Here is a 15,477-nt window from a genome sequence, read left to right on the forward strand (position 1 = left end):
GCCCTTTAATTTTATATACCTTTTTAATATGCACGTTGCAATTGCCGGAAACATTGGCGCAGGTAAAACTACGCTTACCAAACTTTTAGCCAAACATTACAAATGGAAACCTCATTACGAATCTGTAGATGAAAACCCATATTTAGATGATTTTTATGGTGAAATGGAGCGTTGGTCTTTTAATTTGCAAGTTTATTTTCTAAATAGTAGGTTTAGACAAATTTTAGAACTTAGAGAAACTGGTAAAAACATTATTCAAGATAGAACTATTTACGAAGATGCGCATATTTTTGCACCCAATTTGCATGCTATGGGTTTAATGACAAATAGAGATTTTAGCAACTACTCTTCTCTTTTTGAATTGATGGAAAACCTAGTAAAACCACCAGATTTATTAATTTATTTACGTGCAGATATTTCTACTTTGGTTGGGCAAATTCACAAACGTGGTAGAGAATATGAAAACTCTATTTCTATAGATTACTTAAGCCGATTAAACGAGCGTTATGAAGCTTTTATTGCTACCTATACCAAAGGAAAATTATTGGTTATTAATGTAGATAAACTAGATTTTGTAGACAATCAAGAAGATTTAGGATATATAATTGATAGAATAGATTCTCAAATTAACGGTTTATTTTAAGATTGATAAGTGCTGAACTGTTTTAGTAAACCTTGCATTTTACACACAATTTTATCTTTTTAACAGTAAAACAAATCTCATAACAATGCGCTAGTTTGCTTTGTTTACTGTTGATGTTGTTTGTTTATAAGCAATTTCACTTGCGTATAAATTAACAAGTTTGTGTTTACAAACTTTAGCAAGCAGATTTTTGTTTTACCCTAAATTTTGCTTTTTTTCTTTACGTAAACTATTTTTAAGCCCAACAAAACCACAAATTGTTAGTACCAATAATCCTACAGTAATTATACAATTATTTAAATTATAACCGTAATTAATTAGCTTGTTTACATAAGAAATCAATAAAATTACGGAACCAATTATTAAAAATATAGCCGCATTTTTTTGTGATTTTATCTTTTTGATCATGATTAATTTTATTTTAAATATTTAAAGCTTGTTCTAAATCTGCTAACAAATCTTCTATAGCTTCTATACCAACACTTAAGCGTATTAAAGCATCTGTAATTCCTATTTTTAAACGTTCTTTTTCTGGTATGGAAGCGTGAGACATGGTTACAGGATGATTTACCAAACTTTCTACACCACCTAAAGATTCTGCCAACGTAAATAATTGGGTACTTTTTAAAAATTGAAACGTAGCTTCTTTTGTATTTTCTTTTAAACTGAAAGAAACCATACCACCAAAATCTTTCATTTGTTTTTTAGCAATTGCATAATTGGAATGCGTTTTTAAACCTGGATAATATACTTTACCTACTTTTGGATGTTTGTCTAAAAACTGAGCTACTTTTGTAGCGTTTTCGCAATGTCTTTGCATTCTAACATGCAAGGTTTTAATACCTCTTAATGCTAAAAAAGAATCCATTGGACCAGAAATTGCGCCTGCTGCAAATTGTATAAAATGAATATCTTTAGCTAGTTTTTCTTCTTTTACCACTAAAGCACCCATGATTAAATCTGAATGACCTCCCAAATATTTAGTGGCAGAATGCATTACAATATCTGCTCCTAAATTTAAAGGTTGTTGCAAATACGGTGTTGCAAAAGTATTGTCTACGGCAATTAAAATATTTTTATCTATACGTTTTACTGCAGCTGATATATTTGCAATATCTGCAATTTTCATTAATGGATTTGTCGGCGTTTCCAACCAAATTAGTTTTGTTTTTTGAGTAATTGCTTTGGTTACATTTTCTACAACATTTGTATTTACATAAGTAAATTCTAAACCATATTTTGCAAATAATTTGGTAAACATTCTATAAGTTCCTCCATAAATATCGTCTCCTGCAATTACCTGATCTCCTGGCTCTAATAATCTTAAAACACAATCTACTGCTGCTAAACCACTTGCAAACGCAAAACCATGTGTGCCGTTTTCTAAAGATGCTAAACTATTTTCTAAAGCAGTTCTTGTTGGGTTTTTACCTCTTGCATACTCATATTCTTGTGATTCTCCTGGAACTGCATGTGCAAAAGTAGATGTTTGAAAAATAGGTGTCATTACAGCACCTGTTGTTGGTTCTGGTTGCTGACCTCCATGAATTGTTTTGGTATTGAATTTCATTTTTTATTTTGCTAAAAGTTGGCAAAAAAGTGTAGCCCAGATTGAAGCATTTGTTTGAGCTCTTTTTTGTTTTTTTCAAACAAAAAAAGCGAGTGCTGAAAGCTGGAAATAGCTTCTAAAAAACAGTAAATTTTACCAATTAAACGTGTTTTTTAATTGCTCTTATAATGCCATAATGTATGCCTTCGTGAAAATTATTAAACGCAATTGCACTTTCTATAGAGGTTAATACAAAGCCAGTACTTGTTGGATATTCTGTAAAGTTTTGAAAAATTTCTGCGTTAAAATCTTCTTCTAAAGTATCTGGAAAACCCATTAAAAGCTCTTTTACCTCTTCAAATTCTTCTTCTGTAAAAGTAGTTGTTGGCGCTGTTCCTTTTTTATGATCTTCTATTAATTGGTCTGGACAAAGACAATTTAAACCCGATAATTTGTAATGCAACAATTGTTGTGTAACCACCAAATGCGCAACATTCCATGCGATATTATTTTTAAATCCTACAGGTGTGTTATTTAGTTGCTCTAATGTTAAACCGTCTAATTCCTTTAAAACTAAAGCTCTAGAAGTTCTTAAAATATCAAATTGTGCTTTCATTATTTTATGTTTATTTTTGATGTAACAAATATAATTTATTAAAATGAAGAAAGGCTACTATTTAAAAACTTGTGATACTTGTAAACGCATCTTAAAAGAAATTAATACAGATGGTTTTGAGTTGCAAGAAATAAAAGCTACACCTGTTACTGAGGCGCAATTGGCAGAAATGTATGCACTTTCTAATAGTTATGAAGGGCTTTTTAACAAAAGGTCTCGTTTATACAAATCTTTGGGTTTAAAAGATAAAAATCTAACTGAAAGTGATTATAAAAAGTACATTTTAGAAGAATATACGTTTTTAAAACGACCTGTTTTTATTGTGGAAAATGAAATTTTTATTGGAAATAGTAAAAAGGTTGTAGCAGAATTAAAAACGAAACTTGGATAATTTTTTTACTTTTTCTGCGGTAAAGTATAAACTTCCATTAATTTTTCTGCTTCTTGTTTTGCGCTCCAATTTTGTATAATTTCTGCTCTTGCTGCTTGTCCTAAATTGGGCAATTCTCCTAAAATTGCTTTTTCTAAGGTTACTTGCAATTCATTAATATTCCCTACTTTGGTTAAATAACCATTTTTTGCTGGGTTTATTAAGAAATTATGTACACCCACATTTTTAGTGGCAATTACAGCACAACCACAAGCCATAGCCTCTGCAGTTACTAAAGAAAAACCTTCTGAAAAACTGGGTACAACTGCTATTTTTGAGGCTTGATAGTAAGCTATAATATTTGGTGTTTCCGCTATAAAATAAACCTGATTTTCTATTTTGTGTTTTTTGGCAATTGCTTTTAATTCCTTTAAAAACTCTGGCTTATCTACTTTACCTACAATAGCTAGCGCCCAATTTTGGTGATTTTTTAAGATTTTAGCGGCTTCTAATAATACTGCTTGTCCTTTGGTTTTTCTAACTCTGCCCGCACAAAGTATTATGTTTTGTTGTGCAATATCATCAATTTTTACGTTTGATTTTGGTTTAAAATCATTAATATTTACACCATGACCAACCACAGTATTTTTAACACCTAAATTAGCACTCATGCTTTGTATAAGCGTAATTACCTTATCTGCACTTTTTAAAAGTTTTAGCGTTAAATTAGACGGTTTTGTTTCTGCATGTCTTGTTGCAATTAACTTGAATTTTGCTCCAAAAGCTCTGTAGATTAACATTCTAATAATCTCATTATTTCTGTGGCAATGCACAACAATTTCTTTGTTAGAAAAAATTGTTTTTCTAAATTCTTTTTTTGATAGATGATTTCCATTGGCACCATAACCAAATAAATAGGTTTCGAATCTTTCTTTAAAAAAAGGCAACACATTTTCTATGCTTCGAGTAACACCTGTTCTACGTTTATGAAAATGCGTATGTATTAAAATGGGTTTCAATTTTTTATAAAATTGTTTATCGGTTTTGTTGTTTAAAAACTTGTTATACTAGTTTTTTTTAGTTCAAACCAACTTAAGATTATACTTTTTAACAGTTCTACAAAACCAAAATTCTATGCGAATTTTCGTTCTATAATATTCATAAAACGGTTTTCTAAATCTTCTTGATTTTTCCAATCATAATCTGGCTTTACCATTTTATGTATAAAGTTTTTAGCTTCATTTCCTGTTTTAAAAGTATTTAATTGAGAAACTACTCTGTTAAAATCTTCTTGACTGCCATCAAACAAATGCTTTACAAACGCAATTCTATCATTTAAACCAATATTAATATTTTGTTGCAATTTATCATTTAAAGATTTTGGTTTTACAGGTTCAAATAAATTTGCCATTACATCTACTGGTATGGTATCTTTTAATTCCTCTTCTAAAGTTGGAATATTTCCAACATCTTTAGCATCGTCTTTAAAGTTTGTAGGTTTTGTGTCGCCAAAAATTATATTTTCAAGAGCATCAAAAGGTTGTTCTATTTCTTGTTCTAAATGCTCTTGTTGCACTTCAATTTTATCAATTACCTCAGCATTTTCTTTAGACGGCTCTATTTCTTTCTCTAGTTTATCAATTGTTGGTGCTGCAACAGTTTCAATGCTTTTTGTGCCTTCCTTTATTTGTACTGCCTCTTCTACTTTTTGTAAAACTTCTGGTTTTGTTGCTAACAAATTAGGTGTTGTATTTACATATTCTTCAACAAAAGCAAGTAAAGCCAATTTTTCATAAATTTCTTGTGCTTTTTCTTTTAAGGCAAAAACATCATCTTTGTTTTTCATTTTTAACAGACTGTGTGCCAAACTCATTAAATCGTTTTCTAGTTTTTTGTGCATAAGTTGTAAGTTGAAGTTATTTTTTACCCGTAAATATTCCTAAATTTGTTACTCATCAAAGTAACGTAAAATTACAAAAATAAACCGTTTAAAATTACAAAATGTTTCTAGAAAATACCGTAAATCATACTGAACAATTTGGTTGGATAGAAGTAATTTGCGGCTCTATGTTTTCTGGTAAAACAGAAGAATTAATTAGACGTTTAAAACGTGCACAATTTGCAAAACAACGCGTGGAAATTTTTAAACCTACGGTTGATGTGCGCTATGATGTAGATGCTGTAGTTTCTCATAATGATAATAAAATACGTTCTACACCTGTGCCAGCAGCTGCTAATATTAGGCTTTTGGCAAACAATGTAGATGTTGTAGGTATAGATGAAGCTCAGTTTTTTGACGATGAAATTGTGGCAGTTTGCAACGATTTAGCAAACAGAGGCATACGTGTAATTGTAGCAGGTTTAGATATGGATTTTAAAGGAAAACCCTTTGGCCCAATGCCTGCATTAATGGCAACTGCAGAGTATGTTACCAAAGTGCACGCCGTGTGCACACATACTGGTAATTTGGCACATTATAGCTATAGAAAAGCCCAGAACGACGCTCTTGTTATGTTAGGTGAAACTGAAGAGTATGAACCTTTAAGTAGAGCAGCTTACTATAAAGCAATGCAACTGCAAATAGAAGATGCTGAGACAAACGACCAAGAAAATAACACAAAACAAATTTGATATTAAATTTATGAACAACCACGTAACTGTTTTAGAAATTGATGGAAAAGCATTAAACCATAATTTAAATTATTTTAAAAAAAAGCTAAATCCTGAAACTAAAATTTTAGCCGTTGTAAAAGCTTTTGGTTATGGAAGTGATGGTGTTTTGGTTGCCAAATTTTTAGAAGATAAAGTAGATTATTTTTCGGTAGCTTACAGCCATGAAGGTGTGGCTTTAAGAGAAGCAGGTATTAAAACACCTATTTTAGTTTTACATCCTCAAGTGCAAAACCTACAACAAATTGTAGCCTTTAGATTAGAACCTAATTTGTACAATTTTAAAATTTTTGATGCTTTTTTAAAACTTGCAGATGAAACGCCGTTAATGAACTATCCTGTACATATTAAATTTAATACGGGTTTAAATAGAGTTGGTTTTTGGCACACAGATATTCCTAAAATACTTACAGAATTAAAACAAACAACTCATGTAAAGGTGCAGTCTCTTTTTTCTCATTTAGCGGCTAGTGAAGATTTAGAAGAAAAAGATTTTACTGTGGGGCAAATTAACAACTTTGCATACATTGCCAAACAATTTTACACACATTTGGGATATGAACCCATGTTGCATATTTTAAATACTTCTGGTGTCGTAAATTTTGCAAAAGCTCAGTTTGATATGGTAAGAATAGGCATTGGTTTATACGGTTTTGGTAATGATGCCAAAGAGACTGAAGCGTTACAAAATACCCATAACTTAAAATCTATTATTTCTCAAATAAATATAATTCAACCCGGAGAAACTGTTGGTTACAACAGAGCATTTACTGCAAAAAGACCAACAAAATCTGCTACGATTCCTATTGGACATGCAGACGGATTGTCAAGAAAATTAGGAAACAAAAATGGTTATGTTTTAATTAACAACCAAAAAGCACCAATAATTGGTAATGTTTGTATGGATATGATTATGGTTAATGTTACTAAAATAGACTGTAAAGAAGGCGATGAAGTAATTATATTTAAAAATCAAAGCACCATACAACACATTGCAGAAGTTTCTGAAACGATTGTTTATGAGACTTTAACAGCAATTTCACAACGCGTTAAAAAGGTGTTAAAATAATTGGTAATTTTTACTATATTTGTTTTACTATTAATTAATTAAAACACACAAAATGTTAAAAGAATTTAAAGAGTTTATTACTGGTGGTAATGTAATTGAGTTTGCAGTAGCCGTAATTATGGCAGGTGCTATTGGTGCAGTTGTAAAAGGTTTTGTAAGTAATATTGTTATGCCAATTGTAGGTTTATTTACAGGTGGCGTAAGTTTAGCAGACCAAAAATACGTATTATCTGAAGCCGTTATAGATGCAGCTGGTAAAGTAGCAACTCCAGAAAATGCAATTACTTATGGTGCATGGATAGATACTATTATAAACTTAATTATTGTTGGTTTTGTAATGTTTATGATTGTTAAAGCTTACAATAAAACTAAGAAAAAAGAGGAGCCAGCTCCAGAAGCGCCAAAAGGACCAAGTCAAGAAGATTTATTAGCAGAAATAAGAGATTTGTTAGCTAAAAAATAATTTTAACTACGTATTAAATATTAAAAATCCTGAGTTTATTACTCAGGATTTTTTTTTATCATAAAAAAAGGCGCATTTAAAATAAATTAAATGCGCTTTTATTTTTAAAAGATTATCAATAAAGACTAATCTACATTATCATGTAAAAAAGAGTTGTTTGATTTAAAATCTACATCATCGTCTTTTTTAATTGCTGTTTTAGATTTGCTAATTGGTGCATTTACACTTAAATCTAAACCTTGCCTTTTGTATGCGGGTTGCTTTTCTATTTCATCTATATTTTTATTTAACTGTTCGTTAAACTTATAGTTGAAGCCCTTCATTTTTTCGCGTCTTTCTGCTGCTCTTTGTTTCAATTCTGTTATAGTTACATCTAAAGGAGAAACTTCTTCACTTAAAGTTTCTAAAGTATTCTTAGGTGCTTTTGAACTAGTTGTTTTTAATTGAAAATTTAAGCCTTCTTCCTCTTCTGCAACTATTTTTTTCTCTGTAATTTGAGAACTTTTACCAATAGTTGGTTTGGCTGTAAAATCTTCTAAAATATAACGTTTTGTTTCTTCTACTTTCTCTTCTAAAACCTGCTCTTCTGGAGCTGCTGCTTTTATATGATGTATTGCTTTTTCTGTAGGGCTGGTAAGTTCTATTTTATCATTTACTGGCTCTTCTTTAATTTCTTTTGTGTTTTTTTCATTAATAGGAAACTCAAAAGACAAATCTGTTTGGGTGTTTGCTGGTACTTCTTGTTCTATTACTTCTTCTTGAACAGATGTAACATCAGTAATTATAAAATCATCCTCAGAAACATCTTCTATAGAAACTTCTTCATAAGAAACTGGTATATCTGCTAAAGTTTGCCTTTGTGGCGCTACTGTTTTGTTTACTTTAACTTCTTCTTCTAAAGTATGTACTATTTTTTCTTCTTTTACTTCAGAAATTGGCTCGTCTAGAGGACTTGCTGTTTTAAATGTTTGGTTCTCTTTAAAACTATAAGTAGCCTTTTGTTCATCTTCTAAAGTATGTACTACCTTTTTAACTTCTGTATTGGTTATACTACTTTGTTGATCTGCAGCAAAACCTGTAGCTACAATAGTTACTGCAATGGCATCTCCTAGCTTTTCATCATCACCAATACCCATAATAATATTGGCATCATAACCGGCTTCATCTTGAATAAAATCGTTAATTTCTCCAATTTCATCAAGTGTAACTTCATTGGTACCAGAAACAATTAATAACAACACGTTTTTAGCACCTGTAATTTTATTATCATTAAGTAAAGGTGAATCTAGTGCTTTTACTATGGCTGTTTTTGCACGATCTTGTCCTTCCTCTTTAGCAGAACCCATAATTGCAGTACCACTATTAGAAAGTACTGTTTTTGCATCGTGTAAATCTATATTTTGTTTGTAGTGATGTGTTATTACCTCTGCAATACCACGAGAAGCTGTAGATAAAACTTCATCTGCTTTAGAGAAACCTGCTTTAAAACCCAAATTACCATAAACTTCTCTTAATTTATTATTATTGATAACAATTAAAGAGTCTACATTTTGGCGTAACTGATCAATACCTAATTGCGCTTGTTTTGCACGTCTTCTGCCTTCAAAAGCAAACGGCATGGTAACAATACCAACCGTAAGAATATCCATATCTTTTGCAATTTTTGCAATTATTGGTGCAGCTCCAGTACCTGTACCACCACCCATACCTGCAGTAATAAACACCATTTTGGTATGTGTATTTAGCATTTGCTGTATTTCTTGCATACTTTCTTTGGCAGCTTGCTCTCCAATTTCTGGATTAGCACCTGCGCCTAAACCGGAAGTTAAGCTTGCGCCTAATTGTATTTTATTAGGAATAGAGCTACTTTCTAATGCTTGTGCATCTGTATTACAAATTACAAAATCTACACCCTTAATTTGTTGAGCATACATGTGGTTTACGGCATTACTACCACCACCACCAACACCAATTACCTTTATTGTGTTGGATTGTGTTTTTGGCATATTAAATGAAATGTTATCAAATTCTGGACTCATAATAACGTTTTATTTTTTTATTGATTGAATTATATTTTCTTTAACTTAAATTTTTAAAGTAAACGAGTTACTAAAAAATGACTAACTATATTACTCTGCATTATCTAAAAAATCTTTAAGACCTTCTGTAAATTTTTCAAAAAAAGACTTTTTCTTCTTAGGTTTTTCTTCCTTTACGGGCTCTGCAATTTCTTCTGGTTCTGGGATATTTTCAACTACTTGATTTTCTGGCACCACATCTTCTATGACTTCTTCTTGAACCTCTACTTCTTTTTGATCTTTATGTAAACCTTGCATTAATAAACCAACTGCGGTAGCATAAGAAGGGCTAGATAAAATATCATCTGAATCTCCGGCTAAATGTTCATTAGGAAAACCTATTCTAGCATCCATACCTGTAATGTATTCTACTAATTGACGTAAATGCTTTAATTGAGAACCACCTCCTGTTAACACAATACCCGCTATTAATTTACGTTTTTGGGTTTCGTGGCCATAATTTTTTATTTCTAAATACACATGCTCTATAATTTCTTGAACTCTAGCATGTATAATTTTAGATAAATTTTTAAGGGTAATTTCTTTTGGCTCTCTACCTCTTAAACCTGGTATAGAAACTATTTCTGTTTCTTTATTTTCACCAGGCCATGCAGAACCAAATTTTACTTTTAACAACTCTGCTTGCTTTTCTATAATCGAACAACCTTCTTTAATATCGTCTGTGATTACGTTTCCGCCAAAAGGAATTACAGCTGTATGTCTTATAATACCATCTTTAAAAATTGCTAAATCTGTTGTTCCGCCTCCTATATCTATTAAAGCAACACCCGCTTCTTTTTCTTCTTGACTTAATACTGCAGATGCAGAAGCTAACGGTTCTAAAGTAATATCACTTAAATCTAGGCCTGCACTTTTAACACAACGACCAATATTTCTAATTGAAGAAACTTGCCCAACTACTACATGGAAATTGGCTTCTAAACGGCCACCATACATACCAATTGGCTCTTTAATATCTGCTTGAGAATCTACTTTAAATTCTTGTGGTAAAACATGTATAATTTCTTCACCTGGTAACATTACCAATTTGTGCACTTGATTTACTAAATCTTCTATATCAGAATCATCTATAACCTCGTCTGCATTATCTCTAGTTATATAATCTGAATGATGTAAACTACGAATATGCTGGCCAGCAATACCCACAACAACGTCTTCTATTTTATGGCCAGAAACACTTTCTGCCTCTTCCACAGCTTGCTGAATAGATTGAATGGTTTGTGTAATATTACTTACCACGCCACGTTTTACACCTAAGCTTTTTGCTTTACCAATACCTACAACCTCAATTTTATCGTATTCATTTTTACGACCAATCATGGCTACAATTTTAGTTGTACCAATATCTAAACCAACAGCTATTTTATTGTTTTCCATTTTGATTTATTTTGTGCACACAACTTGGTTGTGATATTTTACATTAATCAATTTATACTCTTGTATTTTTTTATCTTTAAAAGTGGTATTATAAAATGCTTTTAATTTTTTAAATTTCACTTCTAATTCTTCAAGTTTTCCAAATTCAATTTTATAATTTCCACTTCTTACAGCAAACCTATAATTACCTTCAGAAGATTTCTCTATACCTACAATTTCTTTTTTTAAAAACTCGTCATTTATTATTTTAGATATTAATGGCAATACAAGTTTTATCTCTTTATTATTTTTAAGCGCTGTTACTAGTAAAACTCTTGCTGAAAAATTATTTGATAAGGGAATCTTTACGCCATATTTATCAATATAATAGGTATCGTTTTCTGCTAAAATTCTAGCAATTGGTGTACGTTGCTTTACCGTTGTTTTTAATGCCCCATCTATGGTTAAAAAAACAGCAGATTCTTCTACATAAGGGTTTTCAATTACCTTCTTCTCTAATTTGTATAAATCTAACTTAGATTTTGCTTGATTTCTAACAGTTTCTTCATTTTGTATTAACAATTTATCAACCATATCATGTGTTAAAAAATTATTGTTTCCTTCTATAAATTTAACCTGAATATCTGTTACTTTTCTATTGCTATTTCTAACAGTTGTAAAGCTATACAAAAAGCCTAAAACACCCATTAAAACTAGTAAAAACAAATATTTAATCCACCTCTTAAACTGCATTTATATTTGTATTTAAAAATGATTCTGATACTTTATTTACAAGCACTCCAATATCTCCTGCACCCAACATTACTACTACACTTAAACCCGAATTTTTAATATCTTTTATTAAATTTTCTTTTTTTGTTAATTTCTTCTGCTTATTCTCAATTTTATCTAACAATAAAGTAGCGTTTATTCCTGGAATTGGTAACTCTCTAGCCGGATAAATATCTAACAATAAAACCGAATCAAACTTAGTTAAAGCTTGTGCAAAATCTTCCATAAAATCTTTTGTTCTACTAAACAAATGCGGTTGAAAAACCACCAAAACTTTTTTATTTGGATACATTTCTCTTACCGAATTCTCTACAGCATTTATTTCTGTAGGATGATGCGCATAATCATCAATTAAAACAAAATTATTTGTTTTTATTTTATACGAAAACCTTCGTTTTACGCCTTTAAAACTTTGCAAACGCTCTTTAATTATTTTTAAATCTACCCCATAAACATCTGCCATAGCTAAGGCCGCTAAAGCATTCATTACATTGTGTTTTCCTGGCAAATTAAAAACAATATCTTTAATTGAATTTGTTGGTGTTTTTACATCAAAAATATAAGTTCCGTTTTCTATTCTAAGATTTTGTGCTACATAATCTGCCGTTTCTTCCATAGCGTAGGTTAACCCATTTAATGGAACTCCTTTGGCAACAACCAAAGTATGTGTTACTTTGTTTGCAAATTCTGTAAAAGAAGAATTTAATGCGGCTGAATTTTTATAGATATCTAAATGATCTGCATCCATAGAGGTTACACATGCAATGTCTGGACTTAGCTTTAAAAAAGAACGATCAAACTCATCTGCCTCTACAACACTAACCTGATCTGCTCCTAAAATTAAGTTTGAATTATAATTTTCTGCAATTCCACCTAAAAATGAAGTTGCGTTTTCTACCAACATAATATGGCCTAAAATAGCTGATGTTGTTGTTTTTCCGTGTGTACCTGCAACAGCCAAACAAAATGTATTTTTTGTGATTGCCCCTAAAACATCTGCCCTTTTTAAAACCGTAAAATTATGATCTAAAAAGTAATTGTATTCAACATTGTTCTCTGGTATTGCAGGCGTATATACCACAAGTGTTTTCTCTTTATTTAGGCATGAAATAGGAATATTTTTAATAAAATCTTCAAAATGAATTGAAACGCCTAACTTTTGTAATTCTTCTGTAATTTTAGAAGGTGTTTTATCATAGCCAGCAACTGTTTTTCCAATTGAAATAAAATAACGTGCAATAGCACTCATCCCAATTCCTCCAATACCAATAAAGTAAATTGAATTCCATACCAAGCCTAAATTCTTGCTTGAAGAAAGGATTTGATTACTCTTATGTATATGTTGGTTATTTTTATTCACTTTTATTTTTATCCTAAATTTTTACTAGAAAGATTTACTTATTGTTACGACTATGATATACTATTTTAATTATTATCTTTCTTTACACTTCACTTTGCCACAATTCAATTTCTTAAGGTTTTTCTTTCCTTTGAAATAATTATTGAAGCATGATTTTTTCTACTTCATCTACAATATCTTTAGTTGCACTTGGCAATGCCAATTCCTTTATATTTTCTGATAAACTTTGTTGTTTTCCTTCATCTTTTAATAAGGTTTCAAAAACAATTGGGAATGTATTCAACTCGTTTTCTTTTAACAACAATGCTGCATGTTTATCTGCTATAGATTTCGCATTTTTAGTTTGATGATCTTCTGCCACGTTTGGCGATGGAATAAAAATTACGGGTTTACCCACAATGCACAATTCTGACACAGAACTTGCCCCAGCTCTAGAAATTATAATATCTGCACATGCATAAGCCAAATCCATTCTGTTTAAAAACTGATGTACTTGCACGTTTTCTAAACTGTTATACTTTTTATAATCATCAATATAAAATTTACCACATTGCCAAAGCACCTCTACTTCTTGATTTTTAAAAAAATCTAAATTATTTTCAATTAATTGATTTACTTTTCTTGCACCTAAACTTCCACCAATAACCAATACCGTTTTTTTATCAGCATTTAAATTAAAAAAGCTTTTAGCTTCACTTGTTTTACTATAAATAGTTAACAAATCTTGACGCACAGGATTACCTGTTTTTCGTATTTTCTCTTTTGGAAAAAAACGCTCTAAATTATCATAAGCTACACAAATTTTACCTGCCTTTTTACTCAACAATTTATTGGTAATTCCTGGGTACGAGTTTTGCTCTTGTATTAACGTTGGTATTCCCTTTCTATTTGCCATTATTAGCGTTGGCCCGCTTGCAAAACCACCTGTACCAATAGCTACATGTGGTTTAAATTTTTTTATAATTTTAGATGCATTCCACAAACTACTCATCAATTTAAACGGAAAAGAAAGGTTATCTACTGATAATTTTCTTTGAATTCCAGAAATCCACAAACCTTTAATTTTATAACCAGCTTGTGGTACTTTTTCCATTTCCATTTTATCTTTTGCACCTACAAATAAAAAATTCGCATTTGGAAAACGTACTTTTATTTCGTTTGCAATTGCAATTGCAGGATAAATATGCCCTCCTGTTCCTCCGCCTGAAATAAGTATGTTGATCGATTGTTTCATACAGACTTTTCTATTTGTTGTTATGGATGTATGCGACAATCAAAACAATTTCGCTTTTCCAATCTAAATTGTTAATCAATTGTTTCATGCAAAATATCTAAAGGGTTATCATCTAAAATATCTTCTTCGGTTTCTTCTTTAGAAGCACTAACACTTAAAATCATTCCTAATGCAATACAAGTCATCCAAATAGAAGTACCACCACTGCTTACCAATGGCAATGTTTGGCCGGTAACTGGAAACAAGTTTGTAGCTACAGCCATATTTATGGTTGCCTGAAATACAATTGGCAAACCAGCGCCTATTACTAATAAAGTTCCAAAAATAGTTGTGGTTTTTTTAAGTACCACAAATACTCTAAAAAGCAATAAAAAATATACCAAAATTAAAACTACACCACCAAATAAGCCAAATTCTTCTACAATAATGGCATATATAAAATCTGATGAAGATTGTGGTAAAAAATTCTTTTGTACACTTTTACCAGGACCAACACCAAAAGTACCACCCGTGGCAATGGCTATTTTAGCTTTTTCTACTTGGTATGCTTCTTTACTTCCTTCTTTAGAAAAACTTTCTATTCTACTTTGCCATGTTTGCACACGATTTGGCATTGCATCTGGAAAAGCTTTTGCTATTAAAACAAAAAACAACAATGCAACAATACCTGCACCCAAAATAAAACTGATGTATTTTAATGGATAACCTCCAATAAAACACAATACTAAAACCATCATAAAAATAATGGCTGTCGTAGAAAAATTTGCCGGTAAAATTACGATTAATATTAACCCTACAGGCAACCAAAGTTGCAATAAACTTTCTTTAAATAGAATTGGTTTTTCTTTATTTTTAGCCAAATATCTGGCTACATAAACCATTAGTACCAAACCTGCTAATGTTGATGTTTGAAAACCAACACCACCAATTCTAATCCATCTACTAGCATTTGCCCCACCAATTGTTGTACCTTGAGCTAGTGTAACTATTAATAAAATAAAAACAACAGGTAACATTATAGCAGAACCTCCAGAAAAATAGCGATAAGGAATTCTATGCACACCATAAATAATTAAAAAACCAAAAAGCAATAAAGTTGCGTGTTTTATTAAATGCCCAAAAGTAGATCCATTACCTACTACATACACCAAGTTTGTACTTGCACTATATACAGGCATAAAAGAAAATATAGCCAATGCTGCAACTATTGCCCAAATAGCTCTATCTCCTTTTATATGTTGAAATATTTTACTCAT

General features: G+C 30.9%; 15 protein-coding genes. 5 read left to right on the forward strand and 10 right to left on the reverse strand.

The features are described from left to right. The first annotated feature begins 28 nt into the window (after nucleotides 1–28). Nucleotides 29–643, forward strand: a complete 615-nt coding sequence (locus tag Q0762_RS09155; RefSeq protein WP_298766205.1) for a deoxynucleoside kinase — start codon at nucleotides 29–31, stop codon at nucleotides 641–643. A 421-nt stretch (nucleotides 644–1,064) separates the two neighbouring features. Here Q0762_RS09155 and Q0762_RS09160 read toward each other — a convergent pair whose 3' ends face one another. Together Q0762_RS09160 and Q0762_RS09165 are read right to left on the reverse strand one after the other, a co-directional pair. Continuing rightward, nucleotides 1,065–2,213, reverse strand: coding sequence for a cystathionine gamma-synthase (locus tag Q0762_RS09160; RefSeq protein ID WP_298766206.1), 1,149 nt, complete (start codon nucleotides 2,211–2,213; stop codon nucleotides 1,065–1,067). 139 nt (nucleotides 2,214–2,352) lie between these two features. Then, nucleotides 2,353–2,808, reverse strand: a complete 456-nt coding sequence (locus tag Q0762_RS09165) for a DinB family protein (protein ID WP_298766208.1) — start codon at nucleotides 2,806–2,808, stop codon at nucleotides 2,353–2,355. 43 nt (nucleotides 2,809–2,851) lie between these two features. Here Q0762_RS09165 and Q0762_RS09170 point away from each other — a divergent pair, with 43 nt between their 5' ends. Beyond that, nucleotides 2,852–3,199 carry an ArsC/Spx/MgsR family protein gene (locus Q0762_RS09170; protein WP_298766210.1) on the forward strand — a complete coding sequence of 116 codons (348 nt, stop codon included), beginning with the start codon at nucleotides 2,852–2,854 and terminating at the stop codon, nucleotides 3,197–3,199. Nucleotides 3,200–3,204: 5 nt separating this feature from the next. On the opposite strand, the gene Q0762_RS09175 is transcribed toward Q0762_RS09170, so the two are convergent. Then, entirely contained in the window at nucleotides 3,205–4,197 is a 993-nt protein-coding gene (locus Q0762_RS09175; protein ID WP_298766212.1) for a glycosyltransferase family 4 protein, read from the reverse strand. A 113-nt stretch (nucleotides 4,198–4,310) separates the two neighbouring features. Beyond that, nucleotides 4,311–5,078 (reverse strand): hypothetical protein, encoded by a 768-nt coding sequence (locus Q0762_RS09180; RefSeq protein ID WP_298766213.1) that lies wholly within the window; start codon nucleotides 5,076–5,078, stop codon nucleotides 4,311–4,313. Nucleotides 5,079–5,179: 101 nt separating this feature from the next. Between Q0762_RS09180 and Q0762_RS09185 the strand changes: the two genes are divergently transcribed. From Q0762_RS09185 to mscL, 3 genes are read left to right on the forward strand one after another with little or no spacing between them, the layout of a single operon-like run. Then, entirely contained in the window at nucleotides 5,180–5,809 is a 630-nt protein-coding gene (locus Q0762_RS09185; protein WP_298766215.1) for a thymidine kinase, read from the forward strand. 10 nt (nucleotides 5,810–5,819) lie between these two features. Continuing rightward, a complete protein-coding gene (gene alr, locus Q0762_RS09190) occupies nucleotides 5,820–6,917 on the forward strand; it encodes an alanine racemase (protein ID WP_298766217.1) in 1,098 nt (365 codons plus the stop codon). Between the two features lie 52 nt (nucleotides 6,918–6,969). Continuing rightward, on the forward strand, nucleotides 6,970–7,380 hold the full coding sequence (gene mscL / locus Q0762_RS09195) for a large conductance mechanosensitive channel protein MscL (RefSeq protein WP_298766219.1): 411 nt from the start codon (nucleotides 6,970–6,972) through the stop codon (nucleotides 7,378–7,380). A gap of 125 nt (nucleotides 7,381–7,505) precedes the next feature. Here mscL and ftsZ read toward each other — a convergent pair whose 3' ends face one another. The 6 genes from ftsZ to Q0762_RS09225 all read right to left on the reverse strand — a co-directional run bounded on the left by ftsZ (nucleotide 7,506) and on the right by Q0762_RS09225 (nucleotide 15,477). Beyond that, a complete protein-coding gene (gene ftsZ, locus Q0762_RS09200) occupies nucleotides 7,506–9,419 on the reverse strand; it encodes a cell division protein FtsZ (RefSeq protein ID WP_298766221.1) in 1,914 nt (637 codons plus the stop codon). 90 nt (nucleotides 9,420–9,509) lie between these two features. Next, nucleotides 9,510–10,856, reverse strand: coding sequence for a cell division protein FtsA (ftsA, locus tag Q0762_RS09205; RefSeq protein ID WP_298766222.1), 1,347 nt, complete (start codon nucleotides 10,854–10,856; stop codon nucleotides 9,510–9,512). Between the two features lie 6 nt (nucleotides 10,857–10,862). Next, nucleotides 10,863–11,588: a cell division protein FtsQ gene (locus Q0762_RS09210; protein ID WP_298766224.1), complete on the reverse strand. Its 726-nt coding sequence runs from the start codon at nucleotides 11,586–11,588 to the stop codon at nucleotides 10,863–10,865. Next, entirely contained in the window at nucleotides 11,578–12,921 is a 1,344-nt protein-coding gene (murC, locus tag Q0762_RS09215; RefSeq protein ID WP_298766226.1) for a UDP-N-acetylmuramate--L-alanine ligase, read from the reverse strand. The genes Q0762_RS09210 and murC overlap by 11 nt, the downstream gene beginning before the upstream one ends. 205 nt (nucleotides 12,922–13,126) lie before the next feature. After that, nucleotides 13,127–14,221: an undecaprenyldiphospho-muramoylpentapeptide beta-N-acetylglucosaminyltransferase gene (murG, locus tag Q0762_RS09220; RefSeq protein WP_298766228.1), complete on the reverse strand. Its 1,095-nt coding sequence runs from the start codon at nucleotides 14,219–14,221 to the stop codon at nucleotides 13,127–13,129. A 71-nt stretch (nucleotides 14,222–14,292) separates the two neighbouring features. Next, nucleotides 14,293–15,477: an FtsW/RodA/SpoVE family cell cycle protein gene (locus Q0762_RS09225; protein ID WP_298766230.1), complete on the reverse strand. Its 1,185-nt coding sequence runs from the start codon at nucleotides 15,475–15,477 to the stop codon at nucleotides 14,293–14,295.

Origin of the sequence: uncultured Polaribacter sp. (genome assembly GCF_947495205.1) — a bacterium.
Classification (GTDB): domain Bacteria; phylum Bacteroidota; class Bacteroidia; order Flavobacteriales; family Flavobacteriaceae; genus Polaribacter.